This window comes from Pseudomonas sp. P2S-1, from assembly GCF_057197725.1.
Genome location: NZ_CM170068.1, coordinates 31,658 through 53,101, shown reverse-complemented (window position 1 = coordinate 53,101; position 21,444 = coordinate 31,658). Strand labels below are relative to the sequence as shown.

The window sequence follows — 21,444 nt, the reverse complement described above, 5'->3', positions numbered from 1 at the left end:
TGGCTTGCCAGCGATGCTTTACCAAGGACACACCATGAACGAACAGGACATCCCCACCCACCCCGACTGGTCGCATATCCCCGAGCATGCCCGTCACGTCATGCTCTGCACCGGCCCGCGCTGCACCTTGCGCGGGGCGCTGAAGGTGTGGAAGACGGTACGCAACGAGCTGCTCGCCGCCGACCGGATCGAGACCAGGGACGGCGTGCTGCTGACCCGCACCCATTGCCAGTTCCCGTGCAATCTCGGGCCGATCGCCACGGTCTATCCGGATCGCTGCTGGTACCGCATCGCCAGTCACGACGATGCCCGGCGCTTTGCCCGGGAACACCTGGTCGACGGCAAACCGGTCGAGAACCTGCTGCTCAACAGGAGCAATCCATGAAGCACGCGCTCTGGCTCACCCTGCTACTGAGCACCACCGGCCACGCCCTCGACTACCGCAACTGCGGCGAAGACTGGACCCTGCGACAGTCACCACCGCAGCGCATCCTCGCCCTCAACCAGCATGCCGCCGACATGGTCCTGGCGCTGCAAGCCGGCCCGGCCCTGGCTGCCGTCAGCTATATAGATGACGATGCCAGCGCCTTGACCGATAACCGCTATCGCGGCGTGCCACTGCTGTCACGCCAATACCCCTCGCCGGAGGTGTTCTATACCGGGCGCTACGACCTGGTGATCGGCGGTTTCTACAGTGCTTTCCGCGACGGCGTCGGCCCCCGCCGTGATCTGGCCCGGCACGGTATCGCCAGCTACCTGCTGGAAAATGCCTGCACACCTAAACCAGCAGCCAGCGGTTTCCAGGCCATCGAACAGGACCTGCGCACCCTCGGCCGCCTCCTCGACCGCCAGCCCCAGGCCGAACACCTGATCGCCCGACAGCAGCACGACCTGAACGCCGCCCACCAGCTCGCTGCCGGACACAAACCCCTGAAAGTCTTCTACCTGGACAGCGAAACCCGCGGCCTCGACAGCGAAGGCAAGCAAGGCTTCGTCACCGAGCTGATCGCCAACGCCGGTGGCCGCAACGTACTCGCCGACATCGACCTGCACCGCGTTACAGTGGATGCCGAGACCCTGCTGCAACTGGACCCGGACGTCCTGCTGCTGGCCGACGCCGTGTGGTCCACCGCCGCAGCGAAACGCACCTACCTGAGCAAACACCCGGCTTTGTCCCACCTGCGCGCCGTCAAGGAACAGCGCCTGATCGACCTGCCTTTCACCCACCTGGTCGCCGGCGAACACAGCGCCCGCACCGCCCTGCACCTGGCCCGTGAGCTGGCAGCAATGAGCGACTGAAGGCACGCAGCCGATTCGGCTGCGAAAGCGCCGGTTTCAGCTTTCCCCGCTGGGCACTCCACGTGCTTCAGCCGGGATTGCGGCGCCATCGGGAGGAAAATGAACGCATCGCCAACCCCTGGATGCGTGCCCGATGCAAACAACAAATACGGTCCTGATGATCCGCCCGGCGCGATTCGCCTTCAACCCGGATACCGCCCTCAACAACCGCTTCCAGAAGCCGCTGCTGGACGCCGACAGTGCACAGCAGAAAGCGCTGGAAGAGTTCGACGGCTATGTCGACACCCTGCGCCAGCATGGCGTCGAGGTACTGGTCGTCCAGGACACCCCGGCACCACACACCCCGGATTCGATCTTCCCCAACAACTGGTGGAGCAGCCACGCCGACGGCAGCCTGGTGCTCTACCCCATGGAAGGTCATAACCGCCGCCTGGAGCGGGACAAGGGCGTGCTGCGCGCGCTCGACGAGCGCTTCGCCATCCGCCACACCATCGACCTCAGCCCGCTGGAGCAGCAGCAGATTTTCCTCGAAGGCACCGGCAGCATGGTCCTCGACCGCGAGCACCGCATCAGCTACGCCTGCCATTCCGGGCGCACCCATGGCGAGGCCCTGCGCGAGTTCGCCGAGCGCCTCGACTACCGCCTCTGCGTGTTCCATGCGGTCGACCGCCACCAGGCACCGATCTACCACAGCAACGTGATGATGAGCGTCGGCCGCCAGCTCGCCGTGGCCTGCCTCGACGCCCTACCCAACGCTGCCGAGCGCTACACCCTGGAACGCAGCCTGCGCGACACCGGCAAGGACATCCTCGCCCTGGACTTCGACCAGCTCGAAGGCTTCGCCGGCAACATGCTCGAAGTGCACGACAAGCAAGGCCAGGCGCTGCTGGTGATGTCGCGCAGCGCCTGGAACTCCCTGAGCCCGGCGCAGCGTCGCCAGGCCGAGCGCCACAGCCACCCGGTGGTGGTGAATATCGACCATATCGAACGCATCGGTGGCGGCAGCGCGCGCTGCATGCTCGCCGAAGTGCACCTGCCCGTTCGCAACTGAATCCGCCGCCTAGAAGAAGGAAGCCCTCATGACCCGCTATATCGACGTGACCGACCTCAGCCACCTGGTCGCCCGCAAAGGCCTGACCACCTGCCTGGAAGAAATGGCCGAGTACATCCGCCAGGACTACCTGCGCTGGCACGATTTCGAGAAGTGCGCGCGGGTGGCCAACCACTCGCCGGACGGGGTGATCGAGCTGATGCCGGCCTCGGACGCCAACCTGTACGCCTTCAAGTACGTCAACGGCCACCCGAAGAACACCCACAACGGCATGCTCACGGTCATGGCCTTCGGCGCCCTGGGTGATGTCGATACCGGCAAGCCCCTGCTGCTCAGCGAAATGACCCTGACCACGGCGATCCGCACTGCCGCCACCTCGGCCCTGGCCGCGCGCCATCTGGCCCGCCCGGACAGCCGCAGCATGGCGCTGATCGGCAACGGTTCGCAGAGCGAATTCCAGGCCATCGCCTTCCATGCCCTGCTCGGCATCGATGAAATCCGCCTGTACGACCTCGACCCGCAAGCCAGCGCCAAGCTGGCTGCCAACCTTGCCGCCTACCCGGACATCCGCCTGGTCCTGGCCAAATCGGTGGCCGAGGCGGTACGCGGCGCCGATATCGTCACCACGGTCACCGCCGACAAGGCCTACGCCACCATCCTCACCCCGGAGATGATCGAACCCGGCATGCACCTCAATGCCGTCGGTGGCGACTGCCCGGGCAAGACCGAACTGCACCGTGACATCGTCGAGCGCGCCCGGGTGATCGTCGAGTACGAACCGCAAAGCCGCATCGAAGGCGAGATCCAGCAGATGCCGGCCGATTCGCCGGTGACCGAGTTCTGGCAAGTGGTCAACGGCCAGGCCCAGGGCCGCGAAACCGCAGACCAGGTGACCCTGTTCGACTCCGTAGGCTTCGCCATCGAGGATTACTCGGCGCTGCGCTACGTGCTGGATGTGGCCAAGGCCCTGGAGATCGGCAGCGAGATCGAACTGGTGCCGGACCTGAAGAACCCGAAAGACCTCTACGCCCTGCTCCAGCCGGCGGTTTCCGCAGTGCAGAAGAAGCGCGCCTGAGCCAGCCGAATCCGCCGCGACCAGAGCGCGGCGGATCGGAAAACGCTGCGCCAAAGCCAAAACAGGAGGTGCCTCGACAGAATCGGCTGCGCCATGCGCCGCTAACAGCATATTCCGGCAGTCAGCGCCGGCCTTTACGACACAAAAAATCCGCTGTCATCACGCATCCTGAGCCCCTGACCAGAGAGTCACTGCAAGACCCCACGGCTCACACCCGCGAAGATTTTCCAACTGCCCTACATCAACAACAAAACACAGGGAACCCACACATGACTTCATTGCGCAAACTCCTCGGCGTCCTCCTCCTGCCCCTCTGCGCCAGCGCGGCCCAGGCCCAGGAATGGAAGGAAATCCGCTTCGGCGTCTTCCCCGAATACCCTCCCTTCGAGTCCGTCGCTGCCGACGGCAGCCTGCAAGGTTTCGATATCGAGCTGGGCAATGCGATCTGCGCCAAGCTGGAAGTCAAGTGCACCTGGGTGCACAACGAGTTCGACGGCATGATCCCCGCCCTGCGCGCGCGCAAGTTCGACGCCATCATGTCGTCCATGGCCGTGACCCCGGCGCGGCAGAAACAGATCGATTTCAGCGACCGCCTGTTCCTCAGCCCGACCTCGGTGATCGTGCGCAAGGGCGCGGATTTCGGCGAGACGCCGGAGTCGCTCAAGGGCAAGTCGGTCGGCGTGCTGCAAGGCTCGCTGCAGGAAGCCTACGCCCGCGCCAAGCTGGCGCCGCTGGGGGCCCAGGTCAAGGCCTACCAGGCCCAGGACCAGAACTACGCCGACCTGATGAATGGCCGCCTCGACGCCACCGTCACCGACAAGCTCGAAGCCCAGCTCAACTTCCTGACCAAGCCTGAAGGCGCCGGCTTCCAGAGCGGCCCGGCAATCAAGGACCCGACCCTGCCGCTGGATATCGCCATGGGCGTGCGCAAGAACGATACCGAGCTCCGGGAGCTGCTGAACAAAGGTATCGCTGCCGTGCTGGCCGATGGCACCTTCGCCAGGATCCAGCAGAAGTACGTGGGCGACCTGGATATCTACAACGAGTGACCCGCCCGGGCGGTGACCTGGGCCCGGCGCCCAGGTCACCGGCACACCCAACGTCCATCGAGACTTTCCCGTGAACGACCTCCTTCACTCTGTCAGCCTGCAGGGCTTCGGCCCGCTGTTGGCGCAAGGGACCTGGATGACCCTGAAACTGGCCTTCCTGTCCCTCGGCCTGAGCCTGTTGCTCGGCCTGATCGGCGCCAGCGCCAAGCTCTCGCCCGTGCGCCTGCTGCGCATCCCCGCGACCCTCTACACCACCCTGATCCGCAGCGTGCCCGACCTGGTGCTGATCCTGCTGATCTTCTACACCTTCCAGATCTGGCTCAACGACTTCACCGAATGGATGGGCTGGGGCTACTTCGAGATCGACCCGTTCGCCGCCGGGGTGCTGACCCTCGGCTTCATCTACGGCGCCTATTTCACCGAGAACTTCCGCGGCGCCATCCTCAGCGTCCCCGCCGGGCAACTGGAAGCCGCCACCGCCTACGGCCTGAGCCGCGCCCAGCGCTTTCGCCTGGTGCTGTTCCCGCAACTGATGCGCTTCGCCCTGCCGGGCCTGGGCAACAACTGGCTGGTGCTGCTCAAGTCCACCGCGCTGGTCTCGATCATCGGCCTCGCCGACCTGGTCAAGGCTGCGCAGAACGCCGGCAAGAGCACCAATAACGTCCTGTATTTCCTGATCATCGCCGGTCTGGTCTACCTGCTGATCACCACCCTCTCCAACCGCCTGTTCAAGCGCCTGGAGCGGCGCTACAACACCGGCATCAAGGGACTCGCATCATGATCGAACTGATCCAGGAATACGGCCTGGCCTACCTGTACAGCGACGGCGCCGGACTCTCCGGGCTGGCCATGACCCTGTGGCTGTTCATCGTCACCATGGTCGCCGGGTTTTTCCTCTCGCTGCCCCTGGCGCTGGCGCGGGTTTCGCGCAAGCCATGGCTGCGCTGGCCGGTGGAGTTCTACACCTACCTGTTCCGCGGGACGCCGCTGTATATCCAGTTGCTGATCTGCTACACCGGGCTCTACGGCTTGGAGGTGGTACGCGATCACGAGATGCTCGACCGCTTCTTCCGCAATGCGCTGAACTGCACCCTGCTGGCCTTCGTCCTGAATACCTGCGCCTACACCGTGGAAATCTTCGCCGGGGCCATCCGCAACATTCCCCATGGCGAGATCGAGGCAGCCCAGGCCTACGGCCTGCATGGCTGGAAGCTGAACCTGTTCGTAGTCCTGCCGGCGGCGCTGCGGCGTTCGCTGCCGTCCTACAGCAACGAACTGATCCTGATGCTGCACGCCACGTCGCTGGCTTTCACCGCGACCATTGCCGACATCCTCAAGGTGGCCCGCGACGCCAACGCCGCGACCTTCCTCACCTTCCAGGCCTTCGGCATCGCCGCGCTCCTGTACATGCTGCTGTCCTTTGCGCTGGTCGGGCTGTTCCGCCTGGCCGAACGACGCTGGATGCGTTTTCTCGTTCCTTCCCGAGGCTGACCCATGACCACTTCCGCACACGCCTTGTCGATCCAACCTTCCTTCACCGCCCAACCGGTTGCCGCCGCCAACAGCGCCGCGATCAAGCTGACGGTGGACGCGCTGCACAAAAGCTACGGCGATCACCAGGTGCTCAAGGGCGTCTCGCTGCAGGCGCGCAAGGGCGACGTGATCAGCCTGATCGGCGCCAGCGGCTCGGGCAAGAGCACCATGCTGCGCTGCATCAACTTCCTCGAACAGCCGGAAGCCGGCGCCATCACCCTCGACGGCCAGACCATCGAAATGCGCCAGGGTCGCGGGCCGAATCCGGCACAACTGCAGAACCTGCGCACACGCCTGGCCATGGTCTTCCAGCATTTCAACCTGTGGAGCCACATGACCGTGCTGGAGAACATCACCCTGGCCCCGCGCCGGGTGCTGGGGGTCAGCCAGCAGGAAGCCGAGGCGCGGGCGCGCACCTACCTGGACAAGGTCGGCCTGCCGGCCCGCGCCGCCGACCAGTACCCGGCCTTCCTTTCCGGCGGCCAGCAACAGCGGGTGGCCATCGCCCGGGCCCTGGCGATGGAGCCGGAGATCATCCTGTTCGACGAACCGACGTCAGCCCTTGATCCAGAGCTTGTAGGAGAAGTCCTCAAGGTCATACAGACGCTGGCCGAGGAAGGTCGTACCATGCTCATGGTCACCCACGAGATGGGCTTTGCCCGCCAGGTGTCCAGCCAGGTGCTGTTCCTGCATCAGGGCCGGGTCGAGGAACAGGGAAGCGCGAGCATTCTCGACCAGCCGCAAAGCGAGCGCCTGCAGCAATTTCTTTCCAACCGCTTGAAGTGAAACAACGCCACCATGGATACCAAGGCCAACCCGACCCACGCCACGCCGCCGCTGGACCGCATCGACGAAGCGATCATCGATGTGCTGCGGCATAACGGCCGCATCACCTACGAGAAGCTCTCGACCCTGGTGCACCTGACGCCCAGGCCCTGCCTGGAGCGGGTGCGCAAGCTGGAGCGACGAGGGGTGATTCGCGGCTACGGGGCGATCATCGATGTGCAGATGGTCTCGCCTGGGTTGTCCTTGCTGGTCCTGGTGGCGTTGTCGAACCAGAGCGGGCGTTCGGCGCAGAAGGCTTTCGAGGCGTGTGTCAGGGCTTGTCCGCAGGTGTTCGAATGCCAGCTGATCAGCGGGCATTTCGACTACAGCCTGAGGATGCGTTGCCGGGACATGGAGCACTACCGGGTGCTGACCGAGACCTGGATGAACAACGACGAGCTGCATATCGACAAGCTGGTGGCGCATCCGGAGCTGGCGGTGGTCAAGAACACTGCGCCACAGCTGTAGTTTTCTGCTGCCTGTACCGGCCTCATCGCTGGCAAGCCAGCTCCCACAGGGTTCGCGTAACCTGTGGGAGCTGGCTTGCCAGCGATGAGGCCATCTGCATCACAGCACTCCTAAAGCCTTCACCCGCCATTCCCTGGGCTGCTGGAACCGCTCCACCCACTCCACCACCTGCCAGGCCGGCATCGGCCGGGAAATCCCGTAGCCCTGGGCAATATCGCAACCCAGGTCCATCAGCAGTTCGCCATGGGCCACGGTTTCCACGCCCTCGGCAATCACCTGGCGGTCGAACTCCCGGGCCAGGCCGATCACCGCGCGGGTCAAAGCCAGGTCATCCTGGTCGTGGAGGATGTCCTGGATAAAGGACTTGTCGATCTTCATGGTCTGGGTCGGCAGGCGCTTGAGGTAACTCAGCGATGAATACCCGGTGCCGAAATCATCCAGCGAGAAACGCACACCCAGGCGCTGGCAGGCTTCCAGGCAATCACTGACCCGCTGCAGGTTCTCGATCGCCACCGACTCGACGATCTCCAGGTCGAGCATCTGCGGCGCCACCGCTTCATGCCGCGCGAGCAAGCGCTGCAAGCGCACGACGAAATCATCACGCTGGAAATGCCGCGCCGCGATATTCACGCTCACCGGCCAGTAGCAGCCCAGTGCCTGCCATTGCTGCATCTGCGCCAGGGCGCGGTCGATGACCCATTCGCCAATATCGACGATCAGGTCGGTACGCTCCACCAGCGGCAGGAAATCCCCCGGCGGCACCACGCCGCGCAGCGGGTGATTCCAGCGCAGCAACGCCTCGAACCCGACCACCGCGCCGCTGCGCATATTGACCTTGGGCTGGTAGTACAACGACAGGTCGCCATGCTGCAGGGCGTGCCGCACCTGCTCGACGGTCTGGTGGTTGGCCTTGACCTCCTTGTCCAGCGACACATCGAACAACTGGTAGCGATTGCGCCCGCGCTGCTTGGCCAGGTACATGGCCTGGTCGGCATGCCGCAGCAAAGTGTCGGCGTCGTCGTTGTCGTGGGGGAAACGCGTCACGCCCATGCTGGCGCTGACGCTGATGGAGCGCCCGCGGATCACGCAGGGCACGGCCAGGGCGCGAAGGACCTGCTCGAGGGTGTCCTGCAGGCACGGCGGCCCCTGGAGGTCGCCGAGGATCAGCACGAACTCGTCACCGGACAAACGCGCCAGGACGTCGCCGACACCAAGAAAATGCTTCAGGCGCCGCGCCATTTCCACCAGCAACAGGTCGCCGCTGTCATGACCATAACCGTCGTTGACCGCCTTGAAGCCGTCGAGGTCGAGCATGCACACCGCCAGCGAGCCATGTGCCGCGCGGGCGCGCAGGAGCATCTCTTCAAGCAGCTCGCCGATGCAGGAACGATTGGGCAGGCCAGTGAGCGGGTCGTGCCCCACCCGCCATTCCAGGGTGTGCATCATCTGCCGCTTGTGGGTGACATCGAAACGGATCGAGGCGTACTTGCGCAGCTCGCCGGTGTCGCGGTCGAACAGCGGCACGATGGTGCTGTCGACCCAGAACAGCGAGCCGTCCTTGGACCGGTTGCACAGCTCGCCTTTCCACACCTGGCCGCCGGTCAGGGCCTGCCACATTTCCCGGAACAGCTCCGGGCCATGCTGGCCTGAATTGAGCAGGCGATGGTCGGCGCCCAGCAGTTCCTCGCGGCTATAGCCGGAGATGGCGCAGAACTGGTCATTGACGTAGGTGATACGCCCGTCAAGGTCGGTCTCGGAGAAGATCGCGGCCGCATCGACGGCGGTGCGGTAGCCCTCACCCATGGGCCACCCCGACGGAGGATGTCTGCTGCACAGCAGTGATTGGCAACTTGGGACGCACGATAGAGCTCCATGAGCCGCAGTAAAGATACGGGTTGTTCTCACCGAAACCCGCTGCGGGAAAACCTGTCCAGGGCACAAATTCTACGAGAAGCATCACCTTTTGCAATCCAAGGTGATGGCAGCGGAGGTTGTCCTTTAAAATAATTTGTCGTTAAGTTCTTGATTCTAAAAGGGAATTGAGCGATGGAAATTTCAAGTTTGGGGTCAGCCATCCGACGCTATCGCAAGGTCGCGGGGCTCACCCAGGCGGAGTTGGGGGAGCGTGCCGGTTTCGACCCCAAGACCATAAGCCGCTTTGAAACCGGTACCTACACCCCCAGCGTCGAAGCCCTCGTCATCTTTGCCCGAATCCTGGGCGTCAGACTCACCGCCTTTTTTACCGAACTCGATAGCGAAGAAGAACAACGCGCCTATCTGTTCGGCGTCATCCACAAAGCCCCGCGTCAGGACCTGAGCAAGCTGATCGCCGCCGTCGATCAGGCGCTCGCCGATTCCTGAAGGCAGGCTGCGCGACAGAATGGTTCGCGACGTACAAGCGCAATATCAATATGATATTACTGGTCTGACCGGTAAAACCAATTGTCGCCTACCCTCTTGCGAAAGCGAAAATCCGGTGCGTATAGTGGCCGCGCACTGGACATACCGGTAAGACCACAATAATTAAGTCCGACGCGCCATCCTCGTCATGGCAGCCAGGACACCGATCAGAGATCCCTCCCATGCTCAAATGGTGCTCGCGTTCGATCTTTCTCCAAGTAGTGCTCGGCCTGATGCTCGGCATCGCCTGTGGCCTGAGCTTCCCCGACCTCTCCCTGCAACTCAAACCCCTCGGTGACGGTTTCATCAAGCTGATCAAGATGCTGATCGGCCTGATCGTGTTCTGCGTGGTGGTCAGCGGCATTTCCGGTGCCGGCGACCTGAAGAAAGTCGGGCGCATCGGCCTGAAATCGGTGGTCTATTTCGAAATCCTCACCACCATCGCCCTGGTCCTCGGCCTGGTGCTGGCCTTCAGCACCGGCATCGGCAGCGGCGCCAACATCCATCTGGACCAGCTCTCGGCCACCGACGCCGGCGCCCTTGCCGAGCGTGGCCAGCATATCCACAGCACCACCGCGTTCCTCATGGACCTGATCCCGACCTCGGTGATCGGTGCCTTCGCCGACAACAACATCCTTCAGGTCCTGGTGTTCTCGGTACTGTTCGGCAGTGCGCTGAACCTGGTGGGCGAATCGGCCTCGGGCATCTCGCGGCTGATCAACGAACTGAGCCACATCATCTTCCGCATCATGGGCATGATCGTGCGCCTGGCACCGATCGGCGTGTTTGGCGCCATCGCCTTCACCACCAGCAAGTACGGCCTGGACTCCCTGCAGCACCTGGGCGGCCTGGTGGCGCTGTTCTACCTGACCTGCGCCGGCTTCGTCCTGCTGATCCTCGGCGTGGTGATGCGCGTGTCCGGCCTGAAGATGCTGCCGTTCCTCAAATACCTGCGCGAAGAGCTGACCATCGTCCTCGGCACCGCCTCCTCCGACGCCGTGCTGCCGCAGATCATGCGCAAGCTGGAACACCTGGGCATCGGCAGCTCCACCGTGGGCCTGGTGATCCCGACCGGCTACTCGTTCAACCTCGACGGTTTCTCCATCTACCTGACCCTGGCCATCGTCTTTATCGCCAACGCCACCGGCACCCCGCTGGCGATGACCGACCTGCTGACCATCCTCCTGGTGTCGCTGGTCACCTCCAAGGGCGCCCACGGCGTCCCCGGCTCGGCGCTGGTGATCCTCGCCGCCACCCTGACCGCGATCCCGGCGATCCCGGTGGTGGGCCTGGTGCTGGTGCTGGCGGTGGACTGGTTCATGGGCATCGGCCGCGCGCTGACCAACCTGATCGGCAACTGCGTGGCCACCGTGGCCATCGCCCGCTGGGAGAAGGACATCGACCTGGAGCGCGCCAACAACGTGCTCGAGGGCAAGCAGGGTTATAACTTCCAGCCGCGCAAGACGGCCCATCAGCAAGACTTCTGACGCATGACCGATATCTTCTGGAGCGACCTGTGATTACCTCATCGACCGTCGTCAACGCAGTCGTCGACAAACTGCGCAAGGCCCTGGCCCGAGGCCAGTGGCGCTCCGGCGAGATGCTGCCGGGGCAACGCGAACTGGCCGAGCAGCTGGGCATCAGCCGGCCCAGCCTGCGCGAAGCGGTAACGGTGCTGGAAACCCTTGGCCTGGTGCGTTCCATGCCGGGCAAGGGGGTGCTGGTGCTCGACCCCGACACGGCGGAACCGACCCTGGTCCCCGCCTCGTCGGTGGCCGAGGCCAGCCTCGAGGATGTGCTGCAACTGCGCTACACCCTCGAGCCGTTCATCGTCGGGCTGGTGGCCCAGTCCATCAACAGCAGCGAGACCGGGCAGTTGCGCCTGACCCTGATGGACATGCGCGAAGCCCTCGATGCCGACGACGCCGAAGCCGGGGTCAGTGCCTATATCGCCTTCCACGAGGCGCTGTTCGCCCTGACCTCCAACCCGATCTTCCAGAGCGTGGTGCAGCAGACCAGCAACGCCCTCAAGCAGAGCGCGCAGGTCCTGCGCAAATCACCGGAGCACCTGGCGGCGCGGCTGGCGGAAAACGAAGCGGTGGTGCGCGCCATCCGCAACAAGGACAGCGCCCAGGCCAGCGCGCAGATGCGCCGGCACATCCTCGAGGAAGGCCGGCGCATGGGTATCGAACTGAACGTCCCGGACGAACAGCCGGGTCACTGACCACAGGAGAGCGAAGATGAACACCTCCCTGCCCTTCCTCATGGCCGGCGGCGGGCGCCGGATGTCTGCGGAAGAGATTTATCCGCAGCTGTTCGACGCCATCCTCGAACAGCGCCTGAGCCCAGGCACGCCGTTGACCGAACTGGCCCTTGGCGAGGCATTCGGGGTCAGTCGCACGGTGATTCGCCGGGTGCTCGGTCGCTTGTCGGACCAGCAGGTGATCGTCCAGCGCCCGGCCCACACCGCGCGCCTGGCGGCGCCGGACCCGGAGCAGGCGCGGCAGGTGTTGAGTGCACGGCGCCTGGCCGAAACCACCCTGATCGAACTGGCCGCGCAACGCTCGCGGCCGGGGCAACTGCGCCAGTTGCGCGACCTGATCGCCCGCGAGCGCCTGAGCCACGAACAGGGCCAGCGCTGCACGGCGATCCGCCTTGGCGGCGAGTTCCACCTGAAGCTTGCGGAAATCGCCGACAACGCGCCGCTGACGCGCTTTCTCAACGGCCTGGTGCCGATGACCTCGCTGATCATCGCCAAGTACGAGCAGCACGGTTGCGAGCATTGCGCCTGGGAGGAACATGCGGCGCTGGTGGATGCGCTGGAGGACGGTGACAGCGAGGCCGCGCTGCGGTTGATGCACCTGCATCTGGACCGCATCGAGGCCAAGCTCGATCTGGATTAAGTACGCTTCGCCGGGTTGCTGTGGTTGGACCAGTCCACCAGCAGGCTGTAGCCCACCGCCAGCAGGGTTGGCCCGATGAACAGGCCGATGAAGCCGAAGGCCAGCAACCCGCCGAACACCCCGAGCAGCACGATCACCAGCGGCAGGTCGCCGCCGCGGCTGATCAGGTAAGGCTTGAGCACGTTGTCCACGCCGCTGATGACGAAGGTGCCCCAGATCCCGAGGAACACCGCCATGCCGTATTCGCCCTGCCAGGCCAGCCAGGCGGTGGCGGGAATCCAGGCCAGCGGCGGGCCCATGGGGATCAGGCTGAGCATGAAGGTCACCAGCCCCAGCACCAGCGCCCCCGGCACCCCGGCGATCAGGAAGCCGATCAGCGCCAGCAGGCCCTGGGCGGCGGCGGTGCCGATCACCCCGTTGACCACCCGCTGTACGGTGCCGGCAACCAGGCCCAGGTAGTAGGCGCCGCGATCATCGACCAGGCGTTCCAGCAGGCGCAGGACAAAGCCCGACAGGCGTGGCCCGTCCCTGTAGAAGAAGAACACGAAGACCAGGCTGAGAATCAGCTCGACGATCCCGCTGCCGATCTGTGCACTGCGGGCAAGCAGCCAGTTGCCGACCTGGCCCAGGTACGGCTTGACCGTGGTCAGCAGCGCCGCGCCCTGCTGGTCGAGGGTGTTCCAGTAGCCCACCAGACGTTCGCCGATGAAGGGCACGCTGCCCAGCCAGGCGGGTGCGTCCGGCAGGCCGTCGACCTGCACGTCGCGGATGAAGGCGGTGGCGTCGCGGACATGGTCGGCGAGGTTGAACCCAAGCCAGACCAGGGGCAAGGCCACCAGCAGCAGCCACAGGGTAGTCAGCAAGCTCGCCGCGAGGGTTTCGCGCCCGCCGCACCAACGCGTCACGAGGCGCATCAGCGGCCAACTGGCGAAGGCCAGGATCGCGCCCCAGAGCAGCGCGGAAATGAACGGCGCCATGACCCACAGGGCGGCCCCGAGCAGGGCCAGCAAGAGGATCTGCACCAATAGGCGGTCGTTGTTGAGCATGATGCCTCTCTCATGGAACACAGATAAATCTTCGATTTGACGCAGGCCCCTGTGGGAGCTGGCTTGCCAGCGATGGCGTCAGGTCAGACAACTCCTTTGCCAGCTAGGGCCTCATCGCTGGCAAGCCAGCTCCCACAGGGTTCTTGGCAAGCCCGAATGGTGCGATCACCTGTCAGCGGATCAGTTCGACATGCAGGCCGGCAGCCGGCTTGTCGCCAGTCTCCAGCCTTGCCGCCCGCACCCCGGCCGCACTCAACTGGTCATTCCACGCCACCGCCTTGGCCCCGGTCAGGCTGACCCGCAAACTGCTGTCCAGGTTCAGGCTGCGCGCCAGCAACTCCACCCACGGCCTGGGTGGCTCGCCGTCCAGGTCCGGGTAATCCAGCTTGCCGGTGCTGCGCAGTTCCCGCAGCACCGTGGCCGGGGTCGGCAGCAGGTCGCCCAGCGGCGCATTGGCCTCGAACTTCTCTACGTGCAGGAACGCGCGTTTATTGCCGCGGGTGATGGCGTACAGGGCAATCAGGGTGTCGTGGTCGTCACCGGAACGGCGCAGGAGGATGAACGCCTGGTCCTCGTCCGAGCCATACAGCCGCGCATTGCGGAAGATCTCGTTGGCCCACAGGCTGCTCTCACCGCAATCGCGCCTTTCGCACCAGAACAGCGGATAGCCGCCATCGGCCTGCAAGGCTTCACGGGCGGTGGTAAAGGCTTCGCCAGCACTGCGCTCGGGCGGCAGTTGCCAGGTGGTGGAGCTGACCTGGCCACGGCTTTCCACCTTGCCTTCCATGCGCAACTGACCGCTGATCTTGCGCAACGCACCGAGCGGATAGACCCGCTCCTGCTCCCGCGCCGGCTGCTGGTCGAAGACCTTGGCATCCTGGGGAACCGGCAGTTCGCCGGCGGCCTGGGCACTGCCGGCGACCAGCAAAAGCGCGGCGAGAACGGACTGGACGGCACTCATCGGCGAACCCCGCCGGCATACCCGGCGTGGCGTACGGAAAGGGGGCTGCTGTCGTGCTGGGTCATGATTGTCTCCCTGATCAAAACCCGCCAAGCCTCGACAGTTGCCCGTTACAAGTCAAGGAATGGCAAAGAAGCGATTGAAACAGTCTGCAACAAGGGCCGCACCGGCCTCGTCGTTCAAGTGCAGGTGATGACCACCGGGCAAGTGTTCCAGGGTGAAGGGTAGCTGCTCGAGCAGACTCGTGTTGCGCGCCAGCATGCCGTCGTCGGCGACCACCAGGGTGGTCGGGCAGGCGATGCGGCGGACGAAGCTCATGGCCTGTTCTTCGCTCATGCGCAGCGGCGACGGCAGGGTCAGGCGGCTGTCGCTGCGCCAACTGAAACCACCCGGAACCGGTCCAAGTCCGCGCTGGGCCAGGAGTTCGGCGGCTTCGCGGCTGACCGCGACCATGCCCTTCATCCGCGCTTCCACCGCCCGGTCCAGCTCGGCGTACACCGATTTGCGCTTGCCCTCATGGTGCAACTGCGCCTCCAGGGCCATGCCCATGCGCTCGGCGGCATCCTGTGCCGCCGCACCCGGCGGAATCACCCCGTCGATCAGGGCCAGGCGCACGATGCGCTCGGGCAGGCTGCCGGCGAGGATCACCGAGACGATCGCCCCCAGCGAATGCCCGAGCAGGGAAAAACGCTCCCAGCCCAGTTGCCCGGCGACCCGCAGCACGTCATGGGCGTAGTCCCACAGGGCGTAGCCGGCACCCGGCGGACGATGCCCGGAGTAACCGTGGCCGGCAAAATCCAGGGCGACGATGCGCAGGCCGTGCAGCTTCGGCGCCAGGCGGGCGAAGCTGTTGGCGTTGTCCAACCAGCCATGCAGGGCGATCACCGGCCGGCCGTCTTGCGGCCCGTACAAATGCGCGGCCAGTTCGATATGGCCAAGGTCAAGGCGGATTTCTTCCACGGGATGGCTCATGCCGATTGCTCCTGCCAGCGCTGGAACACGCTGCGAATCAGCCGTGCGGTGTCGTCCGGGCGCTCCAGCGGGAACATATGGCCGCCGGCAACACTGTGGTTTTCTCCCAGCGGCATGCGTCGCACCGCCTGGGCGTGATGGGCACGAACGATACGGCTGTCACTGCCGCGGACCATGGCCAGCGGCACCTTGAGCTTGCCGGGCGATGCCGGCCGGGTGTGCGGGATGCTGCGGTAGATGCGCATCTCGATGGCCGGATCGAAGGCCAGGCGCAGGCCCTCGCCTTCGCTTTTCAGGCCGTGTTGCAGGTAGGCTTCCAGGCAGTCCGGGTCGAAGGCGCGGAACAACGACTTGGCGGAAAAATAGGCGCGGGCCTGGTCGAGGTCGTCGAAGGCTTCGCGGCGGCCCTCGGTGCGCCCGGCCGGGGTGATCCGGTCGATGAAGCCCCAGCGTTTGGCCAGGCGGATCAGCCATTGGTCGGCGAGGGTCAGCACCGGCGAGTCGAGCATCACCACCCCGCGATACAGCTCCGGGCAGCGCAAGGCGGCATGCAGGTGCAGCACCCCGCCGAGGGAATGACCGACGCCCCAGACCGGCTCGGCCTGCTGCTCCAGGTGATGGATCAGTTCGTCCACCAGCAGCAGCCAGTTATCCCCGGCGGGAAAGCGCGGATCATGGCCATGCTGGGGCAGATGGCGGACCTGGTAGTCCGGCGCCAGGCCGGCGAACAGCTTGCCGTAGGTGGCCGAGGGGAAGCCGTTGGCGTGGGCGAAGAAGATCTGCTGCGACATTTTCGGACGGCCTGCTGCGGAAAAAACTGACAGTGATTGTCCGCAACGGACGGGGATGGAGCAATGACCGGAACGGCCATCAGGGACGGCACTCCGGTCAGGAGCTCTATGTTGCTGTCCAGGGCCTCACTGCAGGCACGTTCCCACAGCGCTCAGAACCCTTCGAACGAGCGATGCAGGCAGGCCTGGATATAGGCCACCTGGTACTCGTAGGCCTCACGCACCTGATGGCGCTCCTGCTCGCAAAGCTGGGCCCGCTGCATGGCCAGGCACGACACCTGGAGCATCTTCGCCATCTGCTCGCAGGCCAGTTGGAACTGCTGCAACTGCTCGGACCCGCGGCGATTGCCATAGCGCCGCACCAGCGCATCGAGGCGGGCATCGGCGGCATCGTGCAACACCTGGAACTCGGCGAAGTCCAGTTGATGGTTGAAGTTGCATTCATCCAGTACCTGGCGCAGGTCCGCTGAACAGGCTCGCATTCCATTACTTCCGATCATGGGGTTTCCTCCCAGGGCATGCTGCTCGTACACCTCCACGCTAGCAATTCGGAGTGAGTGCAACAACTGACAAAAATACCAGGTCGGCGCATCGAAAGCGGGGGCGTGTCCACCCCGCAAAATCTCCACAACTGATATTTTTGTCAGGTTTCAACATGAAGAAACGGCGATATAAGTGTGTCCGTACCGTCCCGGTCGAATCGATTTTCGAAGGAATCACACTGCACTTCCAACGTCAGGAGCTCACTTCATGTACGCATCCCAATCCCTTGGCAGCGCCCCGTCCCTTGCTCCGGTCCAGCGCGTGCCCACCCTGTCGGAAGACCCCATCAGGCTGACCCTGCGCGAAACCGTGGTCCTGCAATGGAGCGCCGAAGGCAAGACGTCCTGGGAGATCGCCCACATCCTGCAATGCAGCGAGTCGGCGGTGAATTTCCATTTCTGCAACATCCGCCGCAAGTTCGGCGTGACCTCGCGCAGCGCGGCGATGCTCAAGGCCCTCGACCAGGGCCTGATCAAGTTGCGCTGAATCCGTCGCCCAGGCCGACCGCAAGCAGTCGGCCACGGGCCCGGCATCAGGGGATGAGCGTCAGCCTGAGGCTCGGAAAGTTCGGCGCGGCCTCGTACGGCCAGGTCTCACCAAGGTCGAAGCTGACATAGACTTTCACGCTGAGCATTTCCCCGATCTTCAGCGATTCGAGGAACGCCCTGGTGATGACCACATCACCTTCGGCACCGATGCCGCTGACCAGCTCCGCCTCGGTGACCCGATGGTCGTACAGGGCCCGGTGCACCAGGGTTTCGCCTGCGGGGTTAACGCCACTCACCAGAATCCTGACCATCTGATCGGTAGTCATCAGCTTCCAGAACGCAAGGGTCAGGCGCGCCCCCGAGGCCGGCACCCCCGCCAGGCTGAGCCCATTGCTGGTCTGGCCCTCGCACTGCACGGTAGGAAATCCGGACGAGACCTTGCTGACACGGACACGGCGCGGCGTCGATGGCAGCACCTCGCCAGGCCCTCTTACCTCGTAATACAAGGTCACCGTCTTGCCGATCGACGCAATCACGCTTTCCCTGGGAATCCGGCAGAGCCGCGGATCACCGTCCTTGTCCAGCAGGCCCTCGAAGTCCGCCACACTGCCGGGATCATCCCAATGCACCCAGACCTCCTCGTCGGGATGGATGAGCACTTGCGCGTCGAGCACGACCTGTATGCCGCTGCGCCCCTTATCGGGATCGAGCACCAGTTCCTCGCCGACGCCATCGGCCTCCACTACATCCAGCCACAGCAGTTCCCGCGGTATCGGCGTGGCACTGACCGACAAGGGCACCTGCCTGGAGGAAACACTGGGATTGCCGGCGCGGTCCGTGACGTCGTAATGCACATAGCGCCGGCCATCGCCCCGCTCGCGAATCAGATTGCCGTCGAAGACCAACTCCAGCGGCTGGCCGATATCATCGGAAGTAAGCGTGCGCGAGCCCGCCTGATGATAGGCGAAGGGCTCTTCGTCCCAATACCAGGTCAGCGTGTCGCCGGGCCGTACCTCACGGTACTCCGGAACCTGCGCCACCACCCGGTCGTTGCAGGCCTCCAGGTACTGCCAGGTCAGGCCGCCGTCGATGACCTCGGGCGGAAAGACCAGGGCGCCCTGCTCACCGCCCAGGATCGGCGGGGAGGTATCGATGGTGAGGATGAGCGGCTGCGATCCCTGGGGCGAGCCATTGTAGAGCACCACCCTGTACTCCATGCGCTGCTGCCCTTCGGTGAGAAACTCCGTCGCCACCGTCAGGTGCAGATCTTCCGGCAGGATCGGCGTGGTCCAGAATCGCGTGGCTACGGTCTTTCCATTCCAGAACAGCTCCAGGCTCTCGGGATTGTCCGGCGAGGGGTCGCTGTGCAGCCATTCCGGGATCTCGACCGCCAGCGGCACCTGCAAGTCATCGATATGCAGCAGATTGGGCTGGCCACCGTCGATATCGTCGAGCAGGGCATCGACGATGGGTGGCGGGAGCAGTACCAGGGCTTCTTGCAACGGGGTCGACATCGGCAGCTCTCCTCAAGAAAGCGGATCGGTACCCGAAGGCTCGGGTGTCGCACTCCATTTAACGGCAAGAAGGGGATCGGGCATAACTGACAGAAGTATCAGGTATCCGCGGCAGGCCAGGGTATTCAAGGAGCGAGCCTGGCGGCTCGCTCCCGCAGCATTACCAGCTATAGCGCAGGCCGACGTTGGCACCCCATGGCTGCTCGATCTGCTCGCCGTTGCTGTAGTCCAGGTCGACGTGCAGTTGCAGGCTCTGCGCCAGCGACACCGAGACCCCGGCCCCCAGCTCGCCACGCGAGCCGGAGAGGTCATTGTTGAAGCGGTTGTCGTTGACCCGCACCGCATTGTTGCTGGCGAACTCGTGGGCATAGGCGACCCGTACATAGGGCTGGATCACCCGCCCCTCGCCCAGCTCGACAGTCCGCCCGAAGGTGCTGCCAACCTTGCCCAGCAGCGAGTGGGTGGTATCGCCATCGGCGCGCATGCCATTGTCGAGGTCATAGCGCTTGCCCTGGATGGTCACGCCGGACCACTGGGTGTAGGGCTCGGCGAACCAGCCGTTGCCCAGGGCGATATGCCTGCCGAACTCCAACGAGGTCCCCAGCGCGTGGGTGTCGTAGTCGCCCTTGGTCCGGGTTCCGTCGCTGAGATTGACCGTAGCGTCGTTCTGCAGGCGGTTGAACTTGAGCACGGCATCGAAGTAGTAGCCGCTTTGCGGATCCAGCCAGGTGGTGTACGCGCCCAGGTAGTAGCTGTCGACCTGGCCACTGGAGCCACGGGCCAGGTTCAGGTCCGAGTCGCTGTAGCCGGCCAGCACGCCCGCCAGCCAGTGCCCGTCACCGATCGGCAGCGGCGCATCGGCACCGAAGGACACGCCCTGCTGGGTCTGTTGGTAGGCGGTGCCCGACGAAGCGGAAACGTTGTACTTATTGCCGTAACCGCGCATCCAGGCACCGGCCTTGCCGCCGTTCAGGCGCAGTTCCCCCATGCGGCTGCGCAGGCTCGACAGCTCGCCGTACCACACGGTGGGCGCGGCATTGAACAGGCCAAGCACGGTCTGGGTCCCGGGGCTGATTTTTCTCGTCGAGGCGTCCAGGTACCAGTTGTCACCATCGCGGAGCAGGTCGTAGGAAAACGTGCCAAGGTCCACCTCGCCGTTGAGCAGGGAGAAGCTGGCATCGCCACCGGCGGTTTGCACTACATGGATCTGCCCGTCGGTCAACGGGTCGGCACCGCTGCTGCCGACCAGCAATTTGTGATCGCCGTGGGCTTCGCCGGTCACTTCGAGAAAATCGGTCTGCCCGGTGGAGAAGTCGGTATCCATGATGAAGGTGCCGTTGCCGGAGAGGTTCTCCACGGTCAGGCGGTGGAAGGCGTCGGCCTCGCCGAACCGGACCGCGCCCCCGTCCATGACCAGGTCACCCACTTCGTCGTCCTCGATCATGTTCCACTGGCCCTGGCTGGCCAGGGTCAGGCTGGCGACGTTTTCCAGGGCGCCGGTCAGGGTGGCATGGTTCTGCAGGGTCAGGTTGGCCGTGGCGCCGTCCTCGGCCACCACATTGCCCACCAGGTGGCTGTTGTCCACGGTCATGTTGCCGGTCGAGCCGCTGGCGACCTTCAATACATTGCCGTCGCCGCCTGTCAGGGTCGATCCGTTGGCCACCACGATATCGGCGCTGACGCCCTGGCCTGCTCCCGTACCGACCAGGATCGCCGCACCGGTGCCACCCTCGACATGGGTGCCATCCAGGTTCACCGTGCCGCTGTCGGGAAGAGCGCTGTCCAGACGGATACGGATACCGTGGGTGCCGCCGATGATCGAGCTGTTGCGGGCCGTGACCGAGCCGCCGAACATCTGGATGCCCTGGCTGGTGGCATTGGTGCCGGTCACCTGGGTGTTTTCCAGGATCAGGTCGCTGTTGGCGGAAATCTGCACGCCGCTGCGGGCACCGGTGATGTTGCTGTCACGCACATTGGCGGTGGAGCCGTTGCTGCCCTGGCGTCCCAGGGACAAGCCTTCGGTTTCGCTGGTGATGGTGCTTCCCGAGATATCCGCCGAACCGCTGCCGAGGAACACGCCGACATTGATGCCGGTGGCGGTCACGGTGCTGCCGTTGAGGGTCAGCCTGCCGCCATCCTGGGTCAGGATATGTTGGGTCTGCGCACCATTGGCGGTCAGATGGGAGCCGCCGGTTACCAGGTAATTGTCGGAAGGCGTCGTTGCATCGATGGTTTCATCGCCGATGATCGTCCTGGCCATTGCATACTCGCTGCCCAGCACCAGCGGCGCGAGGGCGGCGAATTTCAGAATGCGAACCAGGGGACGCAGTTTGAACGAAGGAGTCTTGGGCATCATGAGAAGCTCTCGCAGGCTATGAAACGACGCGGTCAAACCAAGCTGACGGGCAACCGGGTTCACTTCGCAAAGGCCGGCGAGACTACAGACGACAACCCAAATTTTATGTAGGAAAATTCCACAAAATATAGCAGAGATTATGACAAGCCCCGCGCCCGCCGAATGCCCCG

General features: G+C 64.4%; 22 protein-coding genes. 14 read left to right on the top strand and 8 right to left on the bottom strand.

Annotated features, from left to right (window positions below; translation table 11 throughout):
- Positions 1-34 precede the first annotated feature (34 nt).
- From AC2CQI_RS00200 to AC2CQI_RS00160, 9 genes are all read left to right on the top strand, one after another.
- Positions 35-385: a (2Fe-2S) ferredoxin domain-containing protein gene (locus AC2CQI_RS00200; RefSeq protein ID WP_075802454.1), complete on the top strand. Its 351-nt coding sequence runs from the start codon at positions 35-37 to the stop codon at positions 383-385.
- Positions 382-1,299, top strand: coding sequence for an ABC transporter substrate-binding protein (locus AC2CQI_RS00195; protein WP_484578723.1), 918 nt, complete (start codon positions 382-384; stop codon positions 1,297-1,299). The genes AC2CQI_RS00200 and AC2CQI_RS00195 overlap by 4 nt, the downstream gene beginning before the upstream one ends.
- Before the next feature lie 133 nt (positions 1,300-1,432).
- Positions 1,433-2,350 carry a citrulline utilization hydrolase CtlX gene (gene ctlX / locus AC2CQI_RS00190; RefSeq protein ID WP_484578722.1) on the top strand — a complete coding sequence of 306 codons (918 nt, stop codon included), beginning with the start codon at positions 1,433-1,435 and terminating at the stop codon, positions 2,348-2,350.
- A gap of 28 nt (positions 2,351-2,378) precedes the next feature.
- Positions 2,379-3,425 (top strand): ornithine cyclodeaminase, encoded by a 1,047-nt coding sequence (locus tag AC2CQI_RS00185; protein ID WP_484578721.1) that lies wholly within the window; start codon positions 2,379-2,381, stop codon positions 3,423-3,425.
- A 269-nt stretch (positions 3,426-3,694) separates the two neighbouring features.
- The gene (locus AC2CQI_RS00180) at positions 3,695-4,474 is read left to right on the top strand and encodes an ABC transporter substrate-binding protein (RefSeq protein ID WP_484578720.1); all 780 of its coding nucleotides are present in this window, start codon (positions 3,695-3,697) and stop codon (positions 4,472-4,474) included.
- Positions 4,475-4,610: 136 nt separating this feature from the next.
- Positions 4,611-5,255, top strand: coding sequence for an ABC transporter permease (locus tag AC2CQI_RS00175; RefSeq protein WP_484580686.1), 645 nt, complete (start codon positions 4,611-4,613; stop codon positions 5,253-5,255).
- Positions 5,252-5,965 (top strand): ABC transporter permease, encoded by a 714-nt coding sequence (locus tag AC2CQI_RS00170; protein ID WP_075802460.1) that lies wholly within the window; start codon positions 5,252-5,254, stop codon positions 5,963-5,965. Before AC2CQI_RS00175 ends, AC2CQI_RS00170 begins: the two co-directional genes overlap by 4 nt.
- A 3-nt stretch (positions 5,966-5,968) precedes the next feature.
- Positions 5,969-6,793 carry an ABC transporter ATP-binding protein gene (locus AC2CQI_RS00165; protein ID WP_484578719.1) on the top strand — a complete coding sequence of 275 codons (825 nt, stop codon included), beginning with the start codon at positions 5,969-5,971 and terminating at the stop codon, positions 6,791-6,793.
- 12 nt (positions 6,794-6,805) lie between these two features.
- Positions 6,806-7,300 (top strand): Lrp/AsnC family transcriptional regulator, encoded by a 495-nt coding sequence (locus AC2CQI_RS00160; protein WP_484578718.1) that lies wholly within the window; start codon positions 6,806-6,808, stop codon positions 7,298-7,300.
- A gap of 99 nt (positions 7,301-7,399) precedes the next feature.
- Here the strand turns inward: AC2CQI_RS00160 and AC2CQI_RS00155 are convergent, their stop codons facing one another.
- Entirely contained in the window at positions 7,400-9,103 is a 1,704-nt protein-coding gene (locus AC2CQI_RS00155; RefSeq protein ID WP_484578717.1) for a putative bifunctional diguanylate cyclase/phosphodiesterase, read from the bottom strand.
- A gap of 243 nt (positions 9,104-9,346) precedes the next feature.
- On the opposite strand from AC2CQI_RS00155, the gene AC2CQI_RS00150 reads away from it, so the two are divergent.
- The 4 genes from AC2CQI_RS00150 (at position 9,347) to AC2CQI_RS00135 (ending at position 12,603) form a co-directional block, all read left to right on the top strand.
- Positions 9,347-9,661: a helix-turn-helix domain-containing protein gene (locus tag AC2CQI_RS00150; protein WP_075802463.1), complete on the top strand. Its 315-nt coding sequence runs from the start codon at positions 9,347-9,349 to the stop codon at positions 9,659-9,661.
- Positions 9,662-9,882: 221 nt separating this feature from the next.
- Positions 9,883-11,187 carry a C4-dicarboxylate transporter DctA gene (locus AC2CQI_RS00145; RefSeq protein WP_484578716.1) on the top strand — a complete coding sequence of 435 codons (1,305 nt, stop codon included), beginning with the start codon at positions 9,883-9,885 and terminating at the stop codon, positions 11,185-11,187.
- A 29-nt stretch (positions 11,188-11,216) separates the two neighbouring features.
- Positions 11,217-11,924, top strand: a complete 708-nt coding sequence (locus AC2CQI_RS00140) for a FadR/GntR family transcriptional regulator (protein ID WP_075802465.1) — start codon at positions 11,217-11,219, stop codon at positions 11,922-11,924.
- A gap of 16 nt (positions 11,925-11,940) precedes the next feature.
- Positions 11,941-12,603 (top strand): GntR family transcriptional regulator, encoded by a 663-nt coding sequence (locus tag AC2CQI_RS00135; RefSeq protein ID WP_075802466.1) that lies wholly within the window; start codon positions 11,941-11,943, stop codon positions 12,601-12,603.
- Here AC2CQI_RS00135 and AC2CQI_RS00130 read toward each other — a convergent pair.
- The 5 genes from AC2CQI_RS00130 to AC2CQI_RS00110 form a co-directional block, all read right to left on the bottom strand.
- Positions 12,600-13,649 carry an AI-2E family transporter gene (locus AC2CQI_RS00130; protein WP_484578715.1) on the bottom strand — a complete coding sequence of 350 codons (1,050 nt, stop codon included), beginning with the start codon at positions 13,647-13,649 and terminating at the stop codon, positions 12,600-12,602. The genes AC2CQI_RS00135 and AC2CQI_RS00130 overlap by 4 nt on opposite strands.
- 172 nt (positions 13,650-13,821) lie before the next feature.
- Positions 13,822-14,610: a DUF4892 domain-containing protein gene (locus tag AC2CQI_RS00125; RefSeq protein WP_484578714.1), complete on the bottom strand. Its 789-nt coding sequence runs from the start codon at positions 14,608-14,610 to the stop codon at positions 13,822-13,824.
- A 117-nt stretch (positions 14,611-14,727) separates the two neighbouring features.
- Entirely contained in the window at positions 14,728-15,582 is an 855-nt protein-coding gene (locus AC2CQI_RS00120; RefSeq protein ID WP_484578713.1) for an alpha/beta hydrolase, read from the bottom strand.
- Positions 15,579-16,373, bottom strand: coding sequence for an alpha/beta fold hydrolase (locus AC2CQI_RS00115; protein ID WP_075802470.1), 795 nt, complete (start codon positions 16,371-16,373; stop codon positions 15,579-15,581). Before AC2CQI_RS00115 ends, AC2CQI_RS00120 begins: the two co-directional genes overlap by 4 nt.
- A gap of 152 nt (positions 16,374-16,525) precedes the next feature.
- Positions 16,526-16,855, bottom strand: coding sequence for a hypothetical protein (locus tag AC2CQI_RS00110; protein ID WP_081430214.1), 330 nt, complete (start codon positions 16,853-16,855; stop codon positions 16,526-16,528).
- A gap of 268 nt (positions 16,856-17,123) precedes the next feature.
- Here AC2CQI_RS00110 and AC2CQI_RS00105 point away from each other — a divergent pair, with 268 nt between their 5' ends.
- On the top strand, positions 17,124-17,402 hold the full coding sequence (locus AC2CQI_RS00105) for a helix-turn-helix domain-containing protein (RefSeq protein WP_081430215.1): 279 nt from the start codon (positions 17,124-17,126) through the stop codon (positions 17,400-17,402).
- A gap of 46 nt (positions 17,403-17,448) precedes the next feature.
- Here the strand turns inward: AC2CQI_RS00105 and AC2CQI_RS00100 are convergent, their stop codons facing one another.
- The gene (locus tag AC2CQI_RS00100) at positions 17,449-18,918 is read right to left on the bottom strand and encodes a hypothetical protein (RefSeq protein ID WP_484578712.1); all 1,470 of its coding nucleotides are present in this window, start codon (positions 18,916-18,918) and stop codon (positions 17,449-17,451) included.
- Between the two features lie 160 nt (positions 18,919-19,078).
- A complete protein-coding gene (locus AC2CQI_RS00095; protein ID WP_484580685.1) occupies positions 19,079-21,271 on the bottom strand; it encodes an autotransporter outer membrane beta-barrel domain-containing protein in 2,193 nt (730 codons plus the stop codon).
- Between the last annotated feature and the right edge of the window lie 173 nt (positions 21,272-21,444).

Excerpts from the sequence above, each read along its gene's own strand:
- AC2CQI_RS00200 (WP_075802454.1), top strand. The coding sequence starts at position 35 with ATGAACGAACAGGACATCCCCACCCACCCCGACTGGTCGCATATCCCC.
- AC2CQI_RS00195 (WP_484578723.1), top strand. The coding sequence starts at position 382 with ATGAAGCACGCGCTCTGGCTCACCCTGCTACTGAGCACCACCGGCCAC.
- AC2CQI_RS00160 (WP_484578718.1), top strand. The coding sequence starts at position 6,806 with ATGGATACCAAGGCCAACCCGACCCACGCCACGCCGCCGCTGGACCGC.
- AC2CQI_RS00100 (WP_484578712.1), bottom strand. The coding sequence starts at position 18,918 with ATGTCGACCCCGTTGCAAGAAGCCCTGGTACTGCTCCCGCCACCCATC.
- ctlX (WP_484578722.1), top strand. The coding sequence starts at position 1,433 with ATGCAAACAACAAATACGGTCCTGATGATCCGCCCGGCGCGATTCGCC.
- AC2CQI_RS00110 (WP_081430214.1), bottom strand. The coding sequence starts at position 16,855 with ATGCGAGCCTGTTCAGCGGACCTGCGCCAGGTACTGGATGAATGCAAC.
- AC2CQI_RS00120 (WP_484578713.1), bottom strand. The coding sequence starts at position 15,582 with ATGAGCCATCCCGTGGAAGAAATCCGCCTTGACCTTGGCCATATCGAA.
- AC2CQI_RS00105 (WP_081430215.1), top strand. The coding sequence starts at position 17,124 with ATGTACGCATCCCAATCCCTTGGCAGCGCCCCGTCCCTTGCTCCGGTC.
- AC2CQI_RS00115 (WP_075802470.1), bottom strand. The coding sequence starts at position 16,373 with ATGTCGCAGCAGATCTTCTTCGCCCACGCCAACGGCTTCCCCTCGGCC.
- AC2CQI_RS00155 (WP_484578717.1), bottom strand. The coding sequence starts at position 9,103 with ATGGGTGAGGGCTACCGCACCGCCGTCGATGCGGCCGCGATCTTCTCC.
- AC2CQI_RS00175 (WP_484580686.1), top strand. The coding sequence starts at position 4,611 with ATGACCCTGAAACTGGCCTTCCTGTCCCTCGGCCTGAGCCTGTTGCTC.
- AC2CQI_RS00185 (WP_484578721.1), top strand. The coding sequence starts at position 2,379 with ATGACCCGCTATATCGACGTGACCGACCTCAGCCACCTGGTCGCCCGC.
- AC2CQI_RS00150 (WP_075802463.1), top strand. The coding sequence starts at position 9,347 with ATGGAAATTTCAAGTTTGGGGTCAGCCATCCGACGCTATCGCAAGGTC.
- AC2CQI_RS00135 (WP_075802466.1), top strand. The coding sequence starts at position 11,941 with ATGAACACCTCCCTGCCCTTCCTCATGGCCGGCGGCGGGCGCCGGATG.
- AC2CQI_RS00145 (WP_484578716.1), top strand. The coding sequence starts at position 9,883 with ATGCTCAAATGGTGCTCGCGTTCGATCTTTCTCCAAGTAGTGCTCGGC.
- AC2CQI_RS00170 (WP_075802460.1), top strand. The coding sequence starts at position 5,252 with ATGATCGAACTGATCCAGGAATACGGCCTGGCCTACCTGTACAGCGAC.
- AC2CQI_RS00130 (WP_484578715.1), bottom strand. The coding sequence starts at position 13,649 with ATGCTCAACAACGACCGCCTATTGGTGCAGATCCTCTTGCTGGCCCTG.
- AC2CQI_RS00165 (WP_484578719.1), top strand. The coding sequence starts at position 5,969 with ATGACCACTTCCGCACACGCCTTGTCGATCCAACCTTCCTTCACCGCC.
- AC2CQI_RS00095 (WP_484580685.1), bottom strand. The coding sequence starts at position 21,271 with ATGCCCAAGACTCCTTCGTTCAAACTGCGTCCCCTGGTTCGCATTCTG.
- AC2CQI_RS00180 (WP_484578720.1), top strand. The coding sequence starts at position 3,695 with ATGACTTCATTGCGCAAACTCCTCGGCGTCCTCCTCCTGCCCCTCTGC.
- AC2CQI_RS00125 (WP_484578714.1), bottom strand. The coding sequence starts at position 14,610 with ATGAGTGCCGTCCAGTCCGTTCTCGCCGCGCTTTTGCTGGTCGCCGGC.